The following is an 18,140-nucleotide window of genomic DNA, read 5'->3' as shown; positions in this document are numbered from 1 at the left end:
ATCCCTGGGAAAAACCACCCATTATTGTCTGACTTATTTCGCGCAGAAAGGCGCGCCTTTTTTAACTCAAATCAGGTAATTTCGCGGCAGCGTTTTTCTCTATTCCGATAAGCGGCATGAGATTATCCACCGCGGAGGCGTAATTAATCGCCGCGCTCCAGCCATCGTATTCAGCCATTATTTTCGCTGAGGTGGCAGACCAGACATCCTGCTCCACGCTGAGCAGATCGTTAATGCTGCGCTTGCTCAGGGTATATTCATTTTTGTAGACGTCGCGGGCGCGCAACGCATTTTCCAGCTGACGTTTTCCGGCCTCCATACGTCCTTGCGCCCCGGTCCAGTCGGCCTGTGCGACGGAGGCTTTTTGCAGGACATCAAAACGGGCCTGATCGACCTGAGACGATGCCATTGCCCTTGCGCCCTCGGCCTGACGGACGCGCGCCGAGACCGCGCCGCCCTGATAAAGCGGTGCATCAATATTGAGCTGGATCTGATCATCCCAGTACGCGCGATTATCAGACTCGTACCGGGTGCGGCTCCCTTTCAGGCTTAAGGTTGGCCAGTGCTGAGACTTCGCGGTTTCTACGCCGTACTGGGCTGAACGCTCCATGTTCTGCGCGGCCATCACCGTTGGGATCAGTGAATAATCAATCCGATTGAGAGAATCCGGCTCCACGGCCAGACCTCCCGGAACCGGTGAATAGCGTTCAGTCTGTATGCCAGTCAATACCGCCAGCCGCGCGCGGGCGCTGTTCAGGGACGCATTGTACTGCTCTACCGTCGCCTGCATTCCAGCAATACGGGTGCGGGTCTGAAGCTCATCAGAGGTGGAGCTTACGCCTGCATCGGCGCGGAGTTTTGCCAGCTGCTCAACGTTTTTAAGCGCCTGCACGTTCTCTGTTGCCGCCTGTAGCAGATCGCTGTAGCGTTTCACTTCCACATAGCTGAGGGCCGTTTTTTCCGCGACGGCAGACATCGTGCTCATCAGCTGGTAGCGATAGCTGTCACGCTGAGCTGAAGACTGGCTGATGCTGTTATTGGTCTTGCCAAAATCGTACACAAGCTGCGTCAGGCTCAGCCCCCAGGCTGCGGAATTTCGCAACGAGCCGCTCGAATCGGTGGTCTGGCTGTGACCCGTGCTCCCGTTCAGGGCTATTTGTGGCATCCAGCCACTACGCGCTTCGTCTATTTGTGCCTGGCCAATCCCCAGCTGTGCAGCCTGCTGACTCACCGACGGGTCGCGGTCAAGAGCGAAAAGAATACTTTCTTTCATCGTCATTGCCGCAACGGAAGATATCCCTACCAGACCGTTAGTTGCATGAGCCGCTGTCACCACCAGTGAAATTAAGGTCAGGGAAGCAGATAATCTGAGCATCCTGTTATTGCATTTCATCTTTATAATACCCCCGGACTTCAGGTGATGGCTAAATAATTACCAGGAAGAGGTACAAATAATTCACCCTATTTGCCCCACTCCTGTTTGATAAATTCCGCCAATAGTCGCCCACACCCATTTCAATTGAGATGAGAGCCGTACAATCTCTTTTTTTCTTTTAAGAATTTACTTAAATATTTATTGATTCGCAGCATAACAAAATGTGATATGAGCGACCACATCCGTAATGGTAATGTGGTGTTACAAATAAGAAAAAAGATGGGGTTTCTGGACAAATGGCTATTAGATGCGTTTACGCTGAATCATATAAACCCTCTGTAATTTAAGGAAAATTCTGAAACACCTTGATGTACATTTTTGCGTTTATTTCATCTCGAATCAGACACAAAGATTTTCAAAGAACTGTCAATTTAAGTCATTCGCTGATTAATATTAAATTATTTTACTTTAAAAAGAATATCCAATAGATATAAGCACCAATTTATATTTATAATCTGGTTTTATATTCTTATTCGAACTCCTTATTCGGTAGCTTTAACCAAATTCCTATGTAAAACATAGCGTTAACATCAGGTCTAAACGATACATACATGTTTTTGATGACTGATTAATGCTAATTCAATATTCACCTTATTAAACTGTTTTTGGACAACATCCCCCTCCTGTTACGATTCCCTTTCCTGTAAAATGCTGTAAACTGCATAGTATTGCGACATTTTGCAGGATACTGCACCCATGCATAAAACCGCCAGACAAAAATATGTACTTGAAATTATTACTGAACAAGGCCAGGCCAGCATCACTGAGCTGGCAGAAAAGTTGCAGGTTTCGGCGGATACCATCCGTCGCGATCTGACCGATCTGGAAAAACAGGGACTGGCGCAAAAAAACCATGGCGGCGCCATCGCGCTGAATCTCTCGACGATGAACCGAGTTAGCAGGAATACCTTACTGCCTGAAATCAAGCAGCGGCTGGGTAAACAGGTTGCGCAGTGCGTACCTGCGGGCTCGACGCTTTTTCTGGACGCCGGAAGCACACTTCTGGCCGTTGCCTCTTTCCTGCAGGGACCGCTGACCATCATCACCCCTTCTCTTGATATCGCCCAGCAGGTTAGCGATCGGGAAGATATCGATCTGATCCTGCTTGGTGGAAAGTGGGATCAGAAACAGCGCCTGTTTGCCGGAAGCGCCACCCTTTCGCTGCTCTCTCGCTACCGGGCGGATATCGCCATCCTTGGCGCATGCGCCATTCATGCCGAGCTCGGATTGAGCGCCAGTCAGGAGGCGGATGCCGAGGTGAAGCGTGCCATGCTGGCCGCAAGCCAGGCGCACTGGGTAGTCGCCGATCATCTGAAACTCAACCAGTGCGAACCTTATCTGGTTTCAGGGTTATCCCAGATTCATCAACTGTTTTTAGATCGTCCCTGGGCAGAGCTCGGGGACCATAGCGCCGTGCAGGTTACCGTTTGCGCGCATTAACGTGGAGAAGGTCATGAATAAAGTGAAGACAATGAATATTGCGCTGATCGGGTATGGTTTTGTGGGTAAGACGTTTCATGCCCCGCTGATCCAGTCCGTCGACGGCCTGAAGCTGGCGGTGGTCTCATCCCGGGATGAAGAAAAGGTCAAACGCGATCTGCCGGACGTCCTCGTTGTTGCCACCCCTGAAGAGGCTATTCAGCACCCGGATATCGACCTGGTGGTTATCGCCTCCCCTAACGCGACCCATGCGCCGCTGGCCACCCTGGCGCTCAACGCCGGCAAGCACGTAGTGGTGGATAAGCCATTTACGCTGGATATGCAGGAAGCGCGAGATCTGATTGCGCTTGCGCAAGAAAAACAGCGCCTGCTCTCTGTCTTCCATAACCGCCGCTGGGACAGCGATTTTCTCGGCATTAAGCAGGTGATTGAGCAAGGCAGTATCGGCAAGGTAAAACACTTTGAATCGCATATCGATCGTTTCCGCCCGGAGGTTCGCGTGCGCTGGAGAGAGCAAAATGTTCCCGGCAGTGGCCTGTGGTTCGACTTAGGCCCGCACATGATTGACCAGACGCTACAGCTTTTTGGTCTGCCGCTGTCGGTACAGGGCAACATCGCCACCCTGCGTGACGGTGCGGAAATTAACGACTGGGCGCACGTGGTGCTGAACTATCCTGAACACAAAGTGGTCCTCCATTGCAGCATGCTGGTGGCAGGCGGCGTTGCCCGCTTTACCGTCCACGGCGATAAGGCCAGCGTGGTGAAAGCGCGCATCGATCAGCAGGAAGCCCAGCTTCTGGCAGGCGTCATTCCGGGTAGCGAAAGCTGGGGTGAGGACAGCGACGCTATGGTGCTGTTTAATGCCCAGGGTGAAGCCAGCGCTATCCCTGCGCCAAAAGGCGACCAGCGGCAGTACTATATAAACGTGCGCGATGCCCTGAACGGCAAGATTGACAATCCGGTCCATCCGGTGGAAGCCCTGGCGGTGATGGCGGTGCTGGAAGCGGCGGTAAAATCTTCAGAAACGGGTACAACTCAGGAACTGGACTTAACGGCGCAGGAGCGCGCGCAACTGCAATAAGCCGCAAAAAAAATGCCCTGCGGGTTGGCAGGGCATTATCGGTCACTGACGCTTTTTCGGCATCATGCGCAGCAGCGTATTGTCTTTCCAGAAATAGTGATGCATCAGCGCGGCAAAGGCGTGCAAACCAATCACAAAATACCCCAGATTCGCCAGCGTTACGTGCCACGCTTTTAGCGTATCCACCAGGTCAAAATTCCCCTCCGCCGCATGCGGCATCGTCAGGCCAAACGCAAACCAGTCATTTCCCCGGTTATACATCATCACCATGCCGATCAGCGGCAGCGCAATAAACAGCAGGTAGATAACCAGATGCCCCAGATGGGACAGCCCGGTGATCATCGCTTTTGGTTTCGGTTGAATGGGCGGAGCCGGGAATTTCAGGCGGATAAACAGGCGCGCCACCATCAGCACCAGGATGCTGATCCCGCAGGAAACGTGGATCATATTAATAAGCGGACGATCGGTTCGCGGGAACCAACCTCTGAACTCCATGGCGCAATAGGCCATAATCACTAACAGAAAAACCAGCCAGTGAATGCTGATTTGCAGACCCGTATATTTTGTGCGCATGTTGTTTCCCGATAAATAACAGTTATCGCGCCAACATAACCACCTTTCCTGAAAATGTGAACCCCCTTTTACGGAGGGCCGAGTATTCCCAGTTATTTGAAATCAGAAGCATTAACGTGCCTTCAGAATAACGGAGGGATTACAGCGATGCCCAGGTCCGGCTGTAAATCGCTGAGGCGTTTGCCTTCCGGCCGGGGCGAGGCGCAGGGATGCGCCGAGAGGGCGGGCTTTACAGGGATGTTACCTCCGCCCGTCCCCGATAAGCCGGAAGGAATAAGCCGAAGGGACCGCGAAGCGGCGATTTACCGCCGGGAGCCCGGGTCGCCAGGGTGGTGGCGACTGAGCCACCCTGGCACGTTCACCGGTCATTTTGTTACAGAGTAGCAAGGAACCTAAAGTGAACGGAATGACCACCAGAGCCGTATGTTCCCCTCACCCTAACCCTCTCCCCAAAGGGGCGAGGGAACTGCTTCGTGCACACATTATCTCGCATGGAGGGGGCTCCTGATTACGACTGCAAATAGACTACCTGCGTCTGCAAATACTCATTCAGACCGTGTTTGCCATCCGCCCCGCCGATCCCGGATTTCCGCCAGCCCGCATGGAAGCCCTGCATCGCTTCAAAGTTTTCACGGTTAATGTAGGTCTCGCCGAACTTAAGCCCTTTAATGGCTTTCATGGCGACATTCAGATCCTGCGTATATACAGACGAGGTTAAACCGTAGTCGCTGTCGTTGGCCATTTTCAGGGCCTCTTCCAGGGTGTCGAAAGCCACCACCGGCAACACCGGGCCAAAGGTCTCTTCGTGCATGATGGCCATGTCCTGATGTACGTCCAGCAGCAGCGTTGGGGGATAAAAATACCCTTTGCCCTCTGCCGCTTTACCGCCAAGGACCACTTTAGCCCCTTCCTGCACCGCGCGCGCCACCTTCTGCTCCACACGCTCCAGCGCGGCGGCGTTGATCAGCGGCCCCATGGCAATATCCGTTCGCTCAGCCGGATTGCCAAACTGGACGGCTTTCATTGCCTCGCCCAGACGATTCACAAAGCGGTCGTAGATCCCCTTCTGAACATAGACACGTTCCGCGCAGTTACACACCTGTCCGGTATTGATGACGCGTGAATCCACAATGGCCTTCACGGCCAGCTCGAGGTCGGCATCGTCCATCACGATGGCCGGGGCTTTACCACCCAGTTCCAGCCCCACTTTGGTGATGTTTTTCGCAGCCGCAGCCATGATCTTTTCACCCGCCCCGACGCTGCCGGTCATGCTGACCATCGCCACTTTCGGGTTCCCGGCCAGCTCCTGTCCGACGGTTTCACCGCGGCCCAGCACCAGGTTGAAGACGCCTTTCGGCAGGCCAATCTCGTCGACGATTTTGGCAAACGCAATGGCGTTGTTTGGGGTAAATTCGCTCGGTTTGATAACGATGGTGTTGCCGGTGATTAGCGCAGGAGCGAGCTTACGGGCAATCAGGAAGAAGGGAAAGTTCCATGGCAGAATGCCGGTGGTGACGCCAAGGGCGCGCTTAAACACCAGAATATTCTCGCCCGGACGGTCGCTCTGAATGATTTCCCCTTCATAACGGCGCGCCCACTCGGCCATATAGTCGATATAGTCAGCGGTAAAGTTAACTTCCACTTCCGCCAGCTGCTGGATCTTGCCCCCTTCGGCCACAATCAGCGCGCTGATTTCGCTGACGCGCTCGCGGATCCCGGCGGAAATTTTGCGTAGCCAGCTGGCGCGTTCAATGGCAGGCAGCGCCTCCCAGCCAGCCTGCGCGCGCTCTGCCGCGTCAATGGCCTTGCGGGCGTCCTCGGCGGTGCCGTCGGGAATACGGGAAATGACCTCTTCCGTGGCCGGATTGATCACGTCAATCCAGGCATCACCCTGCCAGGCAACAAACTGTCCATCAATATACATAGGATGTTGTACGGGTACTGTCATAACCTGCTCCTGTAATCACACTGTTTTTAACAAGTAAACTTAATGTTAAAAACTATAATTACCGGGGCAATTGCCTACTCTATGAGTCTGTTTTTGTGAGATATCTCATAAAAGAAACGGGTCAGCCCGTTTCAAAAATCACAAATCGGCAACAAAGGCTGCCCGTTTGCGTAAAAGATGGCGCAAACGGGCAAGAGCATTACAGCAGAGAACGGCTCACCAGCGCGTCGGTGAGAATGACGTCGTTTCGCAGGATCTGCCACGCGGCGTCCACGCCGGCAGGGATATCGACATGGGCAATGAAATCACGTCCCGCCGGACCGTAGCCGTTGATGTCGTCCCTGAGTCGCGGAAATTCACCCAGCACCAGCGACAGGTAACGTTCTACCGGCCATAACCCCTCGACCGGGCCGCTGAACGCCAGACCGTCGTCACTGTTTTGCAGCACGGGCGTCAGGCCGGGATGACTCATCCATGCGGGCGATGCAGCCTCGTCGCGGCAAACGCGGGCAAACGTAGCCATTGTGCGACGCTGCATCGTCGGGTCCTGCACTACCAGCACCCGGGCGGCGTTCAGTCCGGACTGTTTCATCAACGCCCGGCTGAAGCGGGCGTTTTCGCCACAGTTGGTCGACTGATCCTCAACGTGAAGATGCTCAGCCGGAATGTTCCAGAATTCACGGGCGATGTCGGCCAGAATAGCCGCCTCAGCCCGCCCGGTGGTGGGTATCCTGTTATAGCGGGGGTGCTTAGCAATCGCGGCGTAGAGGAAGGTCGTCGAGTGACCGATCCCGCCGCTGATGATCAGAGGAACCCCCTGTTCAGCCGCGATTTTACAGGCAGCATCAATCGCGGGGATCACCGCGTTACCCGCCAGAATCACCAGATCAACGGGCTGGTTGTCCTGATAGTCGTCCTGAGCAAGCCACGCCCCAACGGTATTCACGGCGTCGAGTGTTGTGCCAGGCAGACAGGGGAAAAGTGCCATTGTCATCGTTACCTCCTTACAGCATTAATCTTTAGAGTACTTCACACAACGGGGGTGAAAAGGAGATCACTCTGAAAGCCGAGGTGCTCATTACGCTGCATATTTGTCATTTTGATGAAATAACCAGAAACATCCAAAAACAATTGGGTTGCACCCTGGGTTTGTGCTTTTGATTATCTGCCCTTCAACACATCCTGCCACAACAGCGTGCTGAAAAAGCACCAGTTGCTGCTTAACCCATCGTGTTCTGACCCGTTTTAGTTCTGGCTGACTTGCCAAACGTAACATCCAACCCTAAGTTGCTTAACAATTTCACAACCATTACACACCGACAGGTTGCACCTGAAGCGCGCCAGGTAACACCTCTATTATCATCCACGTGGCGGAGTTTTGAGTCATGACACAACATGAGAGCACGACAACGGTATTGCGGAAAAACAAAAAGGTATTAATTGCCAGTCTTACGGGAAGTTCTATTGAATGGTTTGATTATTTTCTCTATGGCACCGCTGCCGCGCTGGTGTTTAACAAGATTTTCTTTCCGATGGTCGACCCGGTAATCGGGCTGATCCTCTCCTATCTCTCCTTCTCGTTGACCTTCTTTATTCGCCCCATTGGCGGCGTTCTCTTTGCACATATCGGGGATCGTATCGGTCGCAAAAAAACGCTTGTCCTCACCCTTTCATTGATGGGAGGTGCAACCGTGATGATTGGCCTGCTGCCCACCTACGACATGATCGGGATGTGGGCGCCCGCGTTGCTGATCCTGATGCGTATTATTCAGGGGATGGGTATCGGCGGTGAATGGGGTGGCGCGCTGCTGCTGGCTTATGAGTATGCGCCAGAAAAACGCAAAGGCTTCTTCGGCAGTATTCCGCAGGCGGGCGTTACCATCGGCATGTTGATGGCGACATTTATCGTCTCGCTAATGACGCTGTTCAGCGAAGAGGATTTTCTCTCCTGGGGCTGGCGCATTCCGTTCCTGCTCAGTTCCGTGCTGGTAATATTGGGGCTTTGGATTCGGAAAGATATTGACGAAACGCCTGATTTCCAGAAAGTGAAAAAATCCGGCCAGGTTGCGAAAGCTCCGCTGCGCGACACCATAAAACACCACTGGCGTGAAGTGCTAATTGCCGCCGGGCTTAAGGTTGTGGAGACAGCACCGTTCTATATTTTCTCCACGTTTGTGGTGAGCTACGCCACTACCACCCTGACCTATCAGAAATCCCAGGCGCTGGAGGCAGTAACTCTTGGCGCACTGGTCGCCACTATCATGATCCCGCTGATGGGGCTGCTCTCCGACAGGGTTGGCCGCCAGCGTATGTACGCCGTCAGTGTCTTCGTGCTCGGCCTGTTTATCGTGCCCTGGTTTATGCTGCTGAATACCGGTACCACCTGGGGAATTGTGCTCGCGACCGTTATCGCTTTTGGCGTAATGTGGGCACCGGTGACGGCGGTTCTCGGCACGCTCTGCTCTGAAATTTTCAGTGCCAACGTTCGCTACACCGGTATCACGCTGGGTTATCAACTTGGGGCCGCGCTGGCGGGCGGAACGGCACCGCTAATCGCTACCGGACTGCTGGCGAAATACGATGGCGACTGGGTACCCGTGGCCTGGTATCTGGGCGTGACGGTCGCTATCTCCCTCATTGCAATTTTTTGTGCCAGCCGCATCAACCGTGAACGCCATCTTCAGGCGCAGCCGGAACAGCGATAATATTATTGCGGCTCCGTTCGCGAGCCGCACTTTTTCTTCATCATTCCCTCTACATTTGATTAACATACAATATTCGTATTCACTTGAATTATGATTTGCGTCAGCCGTAGAATCATTAGCCCGCTCACAATTCAACATTTTTAAAGGTAAACCCCGTTATGCGCCTGCCCCAACGCGATCCTTATGCTCCTCGCGAGTGGCAGCCACACGAGAAACCCGCTCTGCTGGGTTCCCCTTCCACCCCGGAACATCCGACGTCGAAACGGATCGCCTATGGCGTGGTCGGCCTGCTGGTGTGCCTGACCGGGGCGCTGGGTAACGCGGTCGTCACCGCCAATCTGCAAAATCTGCAAGGCACCTTCGGCGCCTGGTCGACTGAAATCGCCTGGCTGCCTGCCGTCTATGTCATGACCAACGTCTCCATCAACCTGCTGCTGGTAAAGTTTCGCCAGCAGTACGGTTTGCGCGCGTTTACGGAAGGCTTCCTGGTGCTGTATGTGCTGGTCACCTTTTTCCACCTGTTTGTGAACGATCTCAGCTCGGCGCTGATGGTACGGGCGGCACACGGGATGGTCGCCGCCGCGCTCAGCTCGCTCGGCATTTATTACCAGATACAGGCCTGGCCCGCGAAGCACCGACTGAAGGCGCTGACCATCGGCATTACCGGTTCGTCGCTGGCGATACCGCTGGCGCGGCTGTTCTCCACCGAGCTGTTGCAGCTTGATGAGTGGCGTGGGCTGTACTTCTTCGAGCTGGGTTTGGCCCTGATCTCACTGGCCTGCGTGATGGTGCTGAAACTGCCCCCGGGCGATCGACGCAAAGTTTTCGAGAAGAAAGATTTCATCACCTTCTTTTTGCTTGCGCCCGGTATGGCGCTGTTGTGCGCGGTTCTGTCGCTAGGGCGTCTGGAATGGTGGTTTGAAACACCGTGGATCGGCTGGGCGTTGGCTCTCTCGCTGGTGCTAATTGTCTGTGCAATCGTCTTTGAACATAACCGCAGCAACCCGCTGCTCAATACCCGCTGGCTGTCCAGCGGCAGCATCGTACGCCTGGGGTTGATTATGCTGCTGATCCGCATCGTACTGGCGGAACAGAACACCGGCGTCATCGGCTGGCTGCAATATGCGGGCCTACAGAATGAACAGATGACCCATCTGGCGTGGTCTATTTTCGCCGGAATCGTCTGCGGTATCGTCACCAGCTGTCTGACGATCAAACCCACTAAGCTGGCCTGGCCGATTATCACCTCGCTGGCGCTGATGATTGTTGCTTCGCTGCTGGACAGCCAGTCCAACAACCTGACCCGGCCGGATCAGCTGATGTTCAGCCAGTTCCTGCTGGGTTTCGGCAGCGCTTTCTTCCTCGCCCCTGCGATGCTGGCCGCCATTGGCGGGGTGATCGCCGATCCACGCAATCTGGTCAGCTTTTCCGTAATGTTTGGCATGAGTCAGAACCTTGGTGGCCTGCTGGGTTCTGCAATCCTTGGTACCTTCCAGACCTGGCGCGAGAAGTACCATTCCAGCCTGCTGGCTGACCAGCTCACCACCCTCAACCCGCTGGTGAACGAACGCATTCAGCTTTACACCCAGATGTATAAAAGCCTGGTTGGCGACAGTTCCCTGTTGGGAACCCAGGCCATTATTCAGCTTCAGACGGTGACGACGCTTGAGGCAAACATTCTGGCTTACAACGATACTTATCTCCTGACGGCGAGCATTGCCACAGCCACGCTGGTCTGGATTTTATGGCGCTTGCTGCGCCTGCGCATCACCGCCCGTATGGCCCTTAAGAACGCCACTGGCAATAAGTAATGACTATTTTTCAGGAGAAGTTATGAGTCAGCAGGATGCCGCCAAAGAGCAGGCCAACACCCGCAAAAATGTACGCGTCGTTTCCATTTTCACCGCCGCGGCTATCGGCATTGTCGGGGTGCTGGTGATCCTTTATGCCTGGCAGTTGCCCCCGTTCACGCGTCATACCCAGTTTACTGATAACGCCTACGTGCGCGGCCAGACCACGTTCATCAGTCCGCAAGTCAACGGCTACATTACTGAGGTCCATGTTCAGGATTTTGTGCAGGTTAAAAAAGGCGACCTGCTGTTGCAGATTGATGACCGGATCTATCGCCAGCGCGTCCATCAGGCCGAGGCGCAGCTGGCAATGAAAATTGCTGCGCTGAACAACAACCTGCAACAGCGTAAAAGCGCGGAAGCGGTGATTGCCAAAAACGAAGCGGCACTGAAAAACGCCCGTGCCCAAAGTCTGAAAACCCAGGCGGATCTGAAACGCGTGAAGGATCTGACCGCAGACGGCTCCCTGTCCATTCGCGAGCGCGATGCGGCGCTGGCCAGTGCCGCCCAGGGGAGCGCCGATATCGACCAGGCGAAAGCAACGCTTGAGATGTCGCGCCAGGATCTACAAACGGTTATCGTCAATCGCGCTTCGCTGGAAGCGGACGTTCAAAATGCGAAAGCCGCGCTGGAGCTTGCGCAGATCGATCTGCAAAACACCCGCATTGTCGCGCCGCGTGACGGTCAGCTCGGGCAGATTGCGGTGCGTCTTGGAGCGTACGTCACCGCCGGGACGCACCTTACCACGCTGGTCCCGCCGCAGCACTGGGTGATCGCCAATATCAAAGAGACGCAGCTGGCGAATTTACGCGTCGGACAGCCAGTGAAATTCACCGTCGATGCGTTAAACGATAAAGCCTATCAGGGCCGCGTGGAGAGCATATCCCCGGCCACAGGCGTCGAGTTCAGCGCTATCACCCCGGATAACGCCACGGGCAACTTTGTTAAAATCGCCCAGCGCATCCCGGTACGCATTGAGGTACTCGGTGAGCCGGAGGCGTACCGGCTGCTGCGCCCTGGCATGTCGGTGCAGGTCACCATCGACACGCGGGAGGCGAAACAATGACGCTTCGCCCAATAGCCGGCCTGCTGATGATGGCTATCCTTGCGGGTTGCCAGTCGGTTGACGTTGAGCCCGCCACATCGTCCCTGCACATCCCGGCCCAGTGGCGCGCGACGTCGGGGCCCACCAGCCCGACAGAGCAGCTCTGGTGGCGCAATTTTCACGACAGCAATCTGAACCGCTATGTGGATCAGGCGCTGAAGAACAACAGCGACGTACTGATTGCCCGCGAGCGGATTAATGAGTATCAGGCCCGGGTATACGCCGCCGACGGCAGCCTGTTCCCGTCGCTTGACGCGGGCGTGACCGGGACGCGCGCGCGCTCGCAGTCCGCCGCCACAGGCCTTCCGGTATACGGTACGTTGTACAAAGGCAGCCTGACCGCCAGCTACGACGTGGATATCTGGGGGATAAACCGCAGCACCTCCCGTGCCGCCGAAGCGTCGCTGGAGGCACAAAAGGCGGCGGCCGCGGCGGCAGATCTCACGGTCGCATCGTCGGTGGCCTCCGGGTACGTCACCCTGCTGTCGCTGGATGAACAGCTTCGCGTTACCCAGTCCACGCTGAAATCGCGTGAAGAGGCGTTCAACCTTGCTAAACGACAGTTTGAGACGGGATACAGCTCTCGCCTTGAGCTGATGCAATCGGATTCTGAGCTGCGCGCCACCCGCGCTCAGGTTCCACTGCTTCAGCACCAGATTGCGCAGCAGGAGAATGCGCTTAGCCTGCTGCTGGGCAGCAACCCGGGTGACGTTGCGCGCGGTGAAAGCTTTGATGCCCTGACGCCGCTGAAACTGCCCTCCCAGTTGCCGTCGACGTTACTGAACCGGCGTCCGGATATCGTCCAGGCTGAACGTCAGCTGATTGCGGCGGACGCGACGCTGGCGGCATCGCGTGCCAGCCTGCTGCCGTCGATCAACCTCACGGCCACAGGATCGGTGCAGGATCGCACGCTGTCGGGATTGCTGGATAACCCCCTCCAGCTCTGGAGCGTGGGCGGCAGTATTCTTGCGCCGCTGCTGAACCGACAGGCGCTGAATGCACAGGTGGATATCTCCCAGTCTCAGCGTAATCAGGCGTTGTACAGCTACGAAAAAACCGTACGTAATGCGTTTGCCGAGGTGAATGACAGCCTTGATGCCATCACCCGTTATCAGGAACAGCTTACCGAGCTGCTGGCTCAGCAGGCGGTCGCGCAGGAGACGCTGCGGATAGCGCAAAACCGCTACCGCAACGGGTACTCTTCTTATCTGGATGTGCTCGATGCACAGCGCACGCTGTTCTCGGTGCAGACCAGCGTGGTACAGGTGAAAAACAACCTGCTGCTGGCGCAAATTGATTTGTATAAAGCGCTGGGCGGCGGTTGGGTCAGTGCGTGAAAACATGCCGGGTGGCGGCTACGCCTTACCCGGCCTACATTTCGCCTCTGGCGATACCCCCATGGCGCGCGCCCTGCCGCCGGATGGAAAGCTGATTACGCTTGAAGCGGACCCGAAACATGCCGCTGTTGCACGCCAGAACATTCACCTTGCGGGACTCAGCGATCGTATCGAACTGATTACAGGCCCGGCGCTAAAGTCGCTCGAGAATTTCGGTGACGTCCCGCCCTTTGACCTGATCTTTATTGATGCCGATAAGCCAAACAATCCCGGCTACCTGGAGTGGGCGCTGCACTACTCCCGTCCCGGCACGGTCATAATCGGCGATAACGTGGTACGCGACGGCGAGGTGGTTAACGGGCAAAGCGACGATGCACGCGTGCAGGGGGTACGGAAGTTTATCGAGATGACTGGAGATAACCCACGCTTAACCGCCACCGCGCTGCAAACGGTGGGCGTTAAGGGGTGGGATGGGTTTACGCTAGCGATGGTGGAACGATAAAAAAGCCGGGTGGCGGCTACGCCTTACCCGGCCTGCATGTTCTCCCGTAGGCCCGGTAAGCGCAGCGCCACCGGGCAATGGTTTTAGCCGGAGATCTGCTCCATCGCCTGCAAGATACGCTTATCCGAAATGGGATACGGCGTACCGAGCTGCTGGGCGAAGAAGCTGACGCGCAGTTCCTCGATCATCCAGCGGATCTCCCGCACGTCGTCATCATCGCGACGCGCTGGCGGCAGTTTGTTGAGCCACTGCTGCCACGCCTGCTGCACGTTTTCGACTTTCAGCATCTGCGCTCGATCGCGATGCGGATCGACCGCCATTTTCTCCAGACGCTTCTCAATCGCCTGCAAATAACGCAGCGTATCACCCAGACGCTTAAAGCCGTTGCCGGTGACAAAGCCGCGATACACCAGCCCCGCCATCTGCGCCTTCACGTCCGACAGACCCAGGGCCATGGTCATATCCACCCGCCCCTTCAGCCGCTTGTTGATATTGAACACGGCGGTGAGGATCTGCTCGACCTGTTTGGCAATCTCCACCACGGTGTCGTTCAGCTCCGCGCGCACCTTTTCATGAAGCTGAGCAAAGCCCTCTTCCGTCCAGACCGGACCGCCCGCCTCGTGGATCAGTTTGTCCACACCGCAGGAGATGCAGTCGTCGATCAGATCCAGCACCTTACCGTACGGGTTAAAGTAGAGCCCCAGCTTGGCTTTGTTCGGCAGCTTCTCGTGCAGATACTTAATCGGCGACGGGATGTTAAGCAGCAGCAGGCGACGCAGCCCGCGCCACATCATCTGCTGTTGCTCCTGCGGATTGTCAAAGAGCTTAATCGCCACGCTGTCGCGCTCATCCACCAGCGCGGGCCAGGCTTTCACCTTGTAGTTCCCGCGCTTCTGCTCATAGCTTTCCGGAAGCTGACCAAAGCTCCAGATGTGCAGCCCGCTCTGCTCAATACCGTCATCGGCCACCGCAGAGAGTGTCTCCTGGACTTTACCTTTCAGCGCTTCTTTCAGCTCCGTCAGAGAACGGCCTTCGAGCAGCTTTTTGTTTTTATCGTCCACTACGCGGAATGTGATTTTCAGGTGATCGGGCACCTGATCCCAGTTCCAGTCGTCGCGGTCAATGGTGGTCCCGGTCATGCGTCGGAACTCACGCTCCAGTGCGTCCAGCAGCGGCAGTTCCAGCGGCGTGACGCGGCCTAAAAACGCTTCGGCGTAGTTCGGCGCCGGTACAAAGTTGCGCCGCACTGGTTTAGGCAGGGATTTGATTAATGCAATGACAAGCTCGCGGCGCAGGCCGGGAATTTGCCACTCAAACCCGCTCTCATCCACCTGGTTTAACAGCGGCAGCGGAATGTGCACCGTCACGCCATCGGCATCCGCGCCCGGCTCAAACTGATAGGTCAGACGCAGCTTCAGGTTGCCCTGATGCCAGAAATTCGGGTAGTCGAGCTTGCTGACCGACTCCGCGCCCTCTTTGATCAGCATGCTCTTTTCAAAGTTGAGCAGGTCCGGGGTCTCTTTGCTGGCTTTCTTCCACCAGCTGTCGAAATGGCGCGCCGAGATCACATCGTGGCTGATGCGCTGGTCGTAAAACTCAAACAGCGTCTCGTCGTCCACCAGAATGTCGCGGCGGCGGGACTTGTGCTCAAGCTCTTCCACCTCGGCGCGCAGCTTGAGGTTTTCGCGGAAGAACGCATGGCGCGTCTGCCAGTCGCCTTCCACCAGCGCATGGCGGATAAACAGCTCGCGACTCAGCGCCGGGTCAATCTGGCTGTAGTTAACCTTACGCGCTGCAACCACCGGCAGGCCGTAAACGGTGACTTTTTCCGTCGCCATCACCGCGCCCTGCCCGCGCTCCCAGTGCGGCTCACTGTACGAGCGTTTCAGCAGGTGCTGCGCCACCGGCTCAACCCACTCTGGATCGATACGCGCGGCGATACGCCCCCACAGACGGCTGGTTTCCACCAGCTCGGCGACCATGGTCCACTTCGGCGGCTTCTTGAACAAACCGGAGCCCGGGAAGATGGAGAAACGCGCGTTGCGTGCGCCGGTAAATTCCTGTTTATCCGCATCCTTCATCCCGATATGAGACAGCAGGCCGGTCAGCAGGGCGATATGAATTTCGCGGTACTCCGCCGGTTCACTGTTCACCGGGATGCCCAGCTCTTTCACCACCTGACGCAGTTGGGTGTAGATATCCTGCCATTCGCGCACGCGCAGGTAGTTGAGGAAATCCACCCGGCACTGACGGCGGAACTGATTCGAAGAGAGCGCTTTTTGCTGCTCGCCGAGGTAATTCCACAGGTTGACGAATGCGAGGAAATCGGACTCTTTATCGTGGAAGCGACGGTGTTTTTCATCCGACGCCTGCTGTTTGTCCATCGGACGCTCGCGCGGATCCTGAATGGAGAGCGCCGAGGTGATGATCATCGCCTCGCGCACGCAGCCGTGTTTTTGCGCCTCCAGCACCATGCGCGCCAGACGCGGGTCGACCGGCAGTTGGCTAAGCTGGCGGCCCAGCGGCGTTAGCTTGTAGGCCGTCGCCTGCTCGTCGGTGGTAATGGCACCCAGCTCTTCCAGCAGCCGCACCCCGTCCTGAATATTGCGCTTATCCGGCGCTTCCACAAACGGGAAGGCGGCGATATCGCCCAGCCCCAGCGCGGTCATTTGCAGGATAACGGATGCCAGGTTGGTTCGCAGGATCTCCGGATCGGTAAACTCCGGGCGCGACAGGAAATCGTCTTCCGAATAGAGACGAATACAGATCCCTTCCGACACGCGGCCGCAGCGGCCCTTACGCTGATTAGCTGACGCCTGCGAAACCGGCTCGATCGGCAGACGCTGAACTTTGGTTCGGTAGCTGTAGCGGCTGATGCGCGCCGTACCCGGGTCGATCACGTATTTAATGCCCGGTACGGTCAGCGAGGTTTCGGCCACGTTGGTCGCCAGCACGATGCGGCGCCCGCTGTGCGGCTGGAACACGCGGTTCTGCTCGCTGTTGGACAGGCGCGCGTACAGCGGCAGGATCTCGGTATGGCGCAGATCGCGCTTGCAGAGCGCATCGGCGGTATCGCGGATCTCACGCTCGCCGCTCATGAAGATCAGAATGTCGCCAGAACTCTCGGTGCCCAGCTCGTCGACGGCATCGAAGATGGCCTGAAGCTGGTCGCGCTCGGTATCGTCCGCCTCTTCTACAATCGGGCGATAGCGCACTTCAACCGGGTAGGTTCGGCCTGAGACTTCAATGATCGGCGCATTATTGAAATGTTTTGAGAAGCGCTCCGGGTCGATGGTCGCGGAGGTGATGATGATTTTCAGATCCGGACGCCGGGGCAGCAGCTCTTTCAGGTAGCCGAGCAGGAAGTCAATGTTCAGGCTGCGCTCGTGCGCTTCATCGATGATGATGGTGTCGTACTGCATCAGCAGACGATCCTGCTGGATTTCCGCCAGCAGGATACCGTCGGTCATCAGCTTAACCATGGTGTTATCGCTGACGTGGTCGCTGAATCGCACCTTGTAGCCGATGCAGCCGCCCGGCTCCGTTTGCAGCTCGTCGGCAATACGGTTCGCCACGGTGCGCGCCGCCAGACGACGCGGCTGGGTGTGACCGATCAACCCTTTCACCCCGCGGCCTAATTCCATGCAGATCTTCGGCAGCTGAGTGGTTTTACCTGAACCGGTTTCCCCCGCGACGATCACCACCTGGTGGTCGCGCACGGCCTCAAGAATGTCCTGTTTTTTCTGGCTGACGGGCAGGTTTTCCGGATAGGTAATCTCCGGGCGTGCGGCTTCACGCAGCACAACTTTCCCTGCCGCCTGTTCAATCTCTTTGGCCATCTCCTGGTAGATGGCCTGTTGTGCATCAGGATTTTTAACCTTCTTAACACCGTGCAGACGGCGCGCAAACCGCTGTTTATCGCGCAGCATCAGCGAATCAAGCTGTTGCATCAGCACCGGGAAGGATAATTTCTGTTGTTCTGTCATAGCGTTAACGGGCAGTGCACTGCCGGATAAAATCTCTTTTTAATGATTGCTATAGAGTACCACATCAGTGCTTTTCGCGCCTTATTCAAAAAATTCGAACATAGGCTTCGATATATTGCGCTATCCCTGTGGCAGGATTGTGAATAAAGTGTCAACAAGCAACGGGGCACCCCCCTCA

At 56.1% G+C, this 18,140-nt stretch carries 11 protein-coding genes and 1 pseudogene; 7 read left to right on the top strand and 5 right to left on the bottom strand.

The genetic code is table 11. The features are described 5' to 3' along the window. Positions 1 to 61: 61 nt before the first annotated feature. On the bottom strand, positions 62 to 1,375 hold the full coding sequence (locus L3069_RS10540; protein ID WP_232926105.1) for a TolC family outer membrane protein: 1,314 nt from the start codon (positions 1,373 to 1,375) through the stop codon (positions 62 to 64). A 756-nt stretch (positions 1,376 to 2,131) separates the two neighbouring features. Between L3069_RS10540 and L3069_RS10535 the strand changes: the two genes are divergently transcribed. Together L3069_RS10535 and L3069_RS10530 are read left to right on the top strand one after the other, a co-directional pair. Then, on the top strand, positions 2,132 to 2,875 hold the full coding sequence (locus L3069_RS10535; protein WP_022648061.1) for a DeoR/GlpR family DNA-binding transcription regulator: 744 nt from the start codon (positions 2,132 to 2,134) through the stop codon (positions 2,873 to 2,875). A gap of 13 nt (positions 2,876 to 2,888) precedes the next feature. After that, complete coding sequence (locus L3069_RS10530) at positions 2,889 to 3,956, top strand: oxidoreductase (protein WP_038416023.1); 1,068 nt, start codon at positions 2,889 to 2,891, stop codon at positions 3,954 to 3,956. 42 nt (positions 3,957 to 3,998) lie between these two features. On the opposite strand, the gene cybB is transcribed toward L3069_RS10530, so the two are convergent. The 3 genes from cybB to L3069_RS10515 form a co-directional block, all read right to left on the bottom strand. Continuing rightward, on the bottom strand, positions 3,999 to 4,529 hold the full coding sequence (gene cybB / locus L3069_RS10525) for a cytochrome b561 (RefSeq protein ID WP_022648059.1): 531 nt from the start codon (positions 4,527 to 4,529) through the stop codon (positions 3,999 to 4,001). Between the two features lie 508 nt (positions 4,530 to 5,037). Further along, the gene (aldA, locus tag L3069_RS10520; protein WP_032624297.1) at positions 5,038 to 6,477 is read right to left on the bottom strand and encodes an aldehyde dehydrogenase; all 1,440 of its coding nucleotides are present in this window, start codon (positions 6,475 to 6,477) and stop codon (positions 5,038 to 5,040) included. A 199-nt stretch (positions 6,478 to 6,676) separates the two neighbouring features. Continuing rightward, positions 6,677 to 7,471, bottom strand: a complete 795-nt coding sequence (locus tag L3069_RS10515) for a YdcF family protein (protein WP_074133691.1) — start codon at positions 7,469 to 7,471, stop codon at positions 6,677 to 6,679. A gap of 391 nt (positions 7,472 to 7,862) precedes the next feature. On the opposite strand from L3069_RS10515, the gene L3069_RS10510 reads away from it, so the two are divergent. From L3069_RS10510 to L3069_RS10490, 5 genes and pseudogenes are all read left to right on the top strand, one after another. Further along, positions 7,863 to 9,182 carry an MFS transporter gene (locus L3069_RS10510; RefSeq protein ID WP_038416022.1) on the top strand — a complete coding sequence of 440 codons (1,320 nt, stop codon included), beginning with the start codon at positions 7,863 to 7,865 and terminating at the stop codon, positions 9,180 to 9,182. 158 nt (positions 9,183 to 9,340) lie between these two features. Then, entirely contained in the window at positions 9,341 to 10,993 is a 1,653-nt protein-coding gene (locus L3069_RS10505; RefSeq protein ID WP_022648055.1) for an MFS transporter, read from the top strand. Positions 10,994 to 11,015: 22 nt separating this feature from the next. Further along, positions 11,016 to 12,098: an HlyD family secretion protein gene (locus L3069_RS10500; RefSeq protein ID WP_022648054.1), complete on the top strand. Its 1,083-nt coding sequence runs from the start codon at positions 11,016 to 11,018 to the stop codon at positions 12,096 to 12,098. Continuing rightward, a complete protein-coding gene (locus tag L3069_RS10495; protein ID WP_038416021.1) occupies positions 12,095 to 13,474 on the top strand; it encodes an efflux transporter outer membrane subunit in 1,380 nt (459 codons plus the stop codon). The genes L3069_RS10500 and L3069_RS10495 overlap by 4 nt, the downstream gene beginning before the upstream one ends. A 61-nt stretch (positions 13,475 to 13,535) precedes the next feature. After that, positions 13,536 to 13,976, top strand: a pseudogene (locus L3069_RS10490) (O-methyltransferase); the annotation flags it as partial. A gap of 83 nt (positions 13,977 to 14,059) precedes the next feature. Here L3069_RS10490 and hrpA read toward each other — a convergent pair. Next, positions 14,060 to 17,962 carry an ATP-dependent RNA helicase HrpA gene (hrpA, locus tag L3069_RS10485; protein WP_038416019.1) on the bottom strand — a complete coding sequence of 1,301 codons (3,903 nt, stop codon included), beginning with the start codon at positions 17,960 to 17,962 and terminating at the stop codon, positions 14,060 to 14,062. Positions 17,963 to 18,140 lie beyond the last annotated feature (178 nt).

It is taken from the genome of Enterobacter cloacae complex sp. ECL411, assembly GCF_021869665.1.
Classification (GTDB): Bacteria; Pseudomonadota; Gammaproteobacteria; order Enterobacterales; family Enterobacteriaceae; genus Enterobacter; species Enterobacter intestinihominis.
This window is presented reverse-complemented; position numbering and strand designations above follow the sequence as displayed.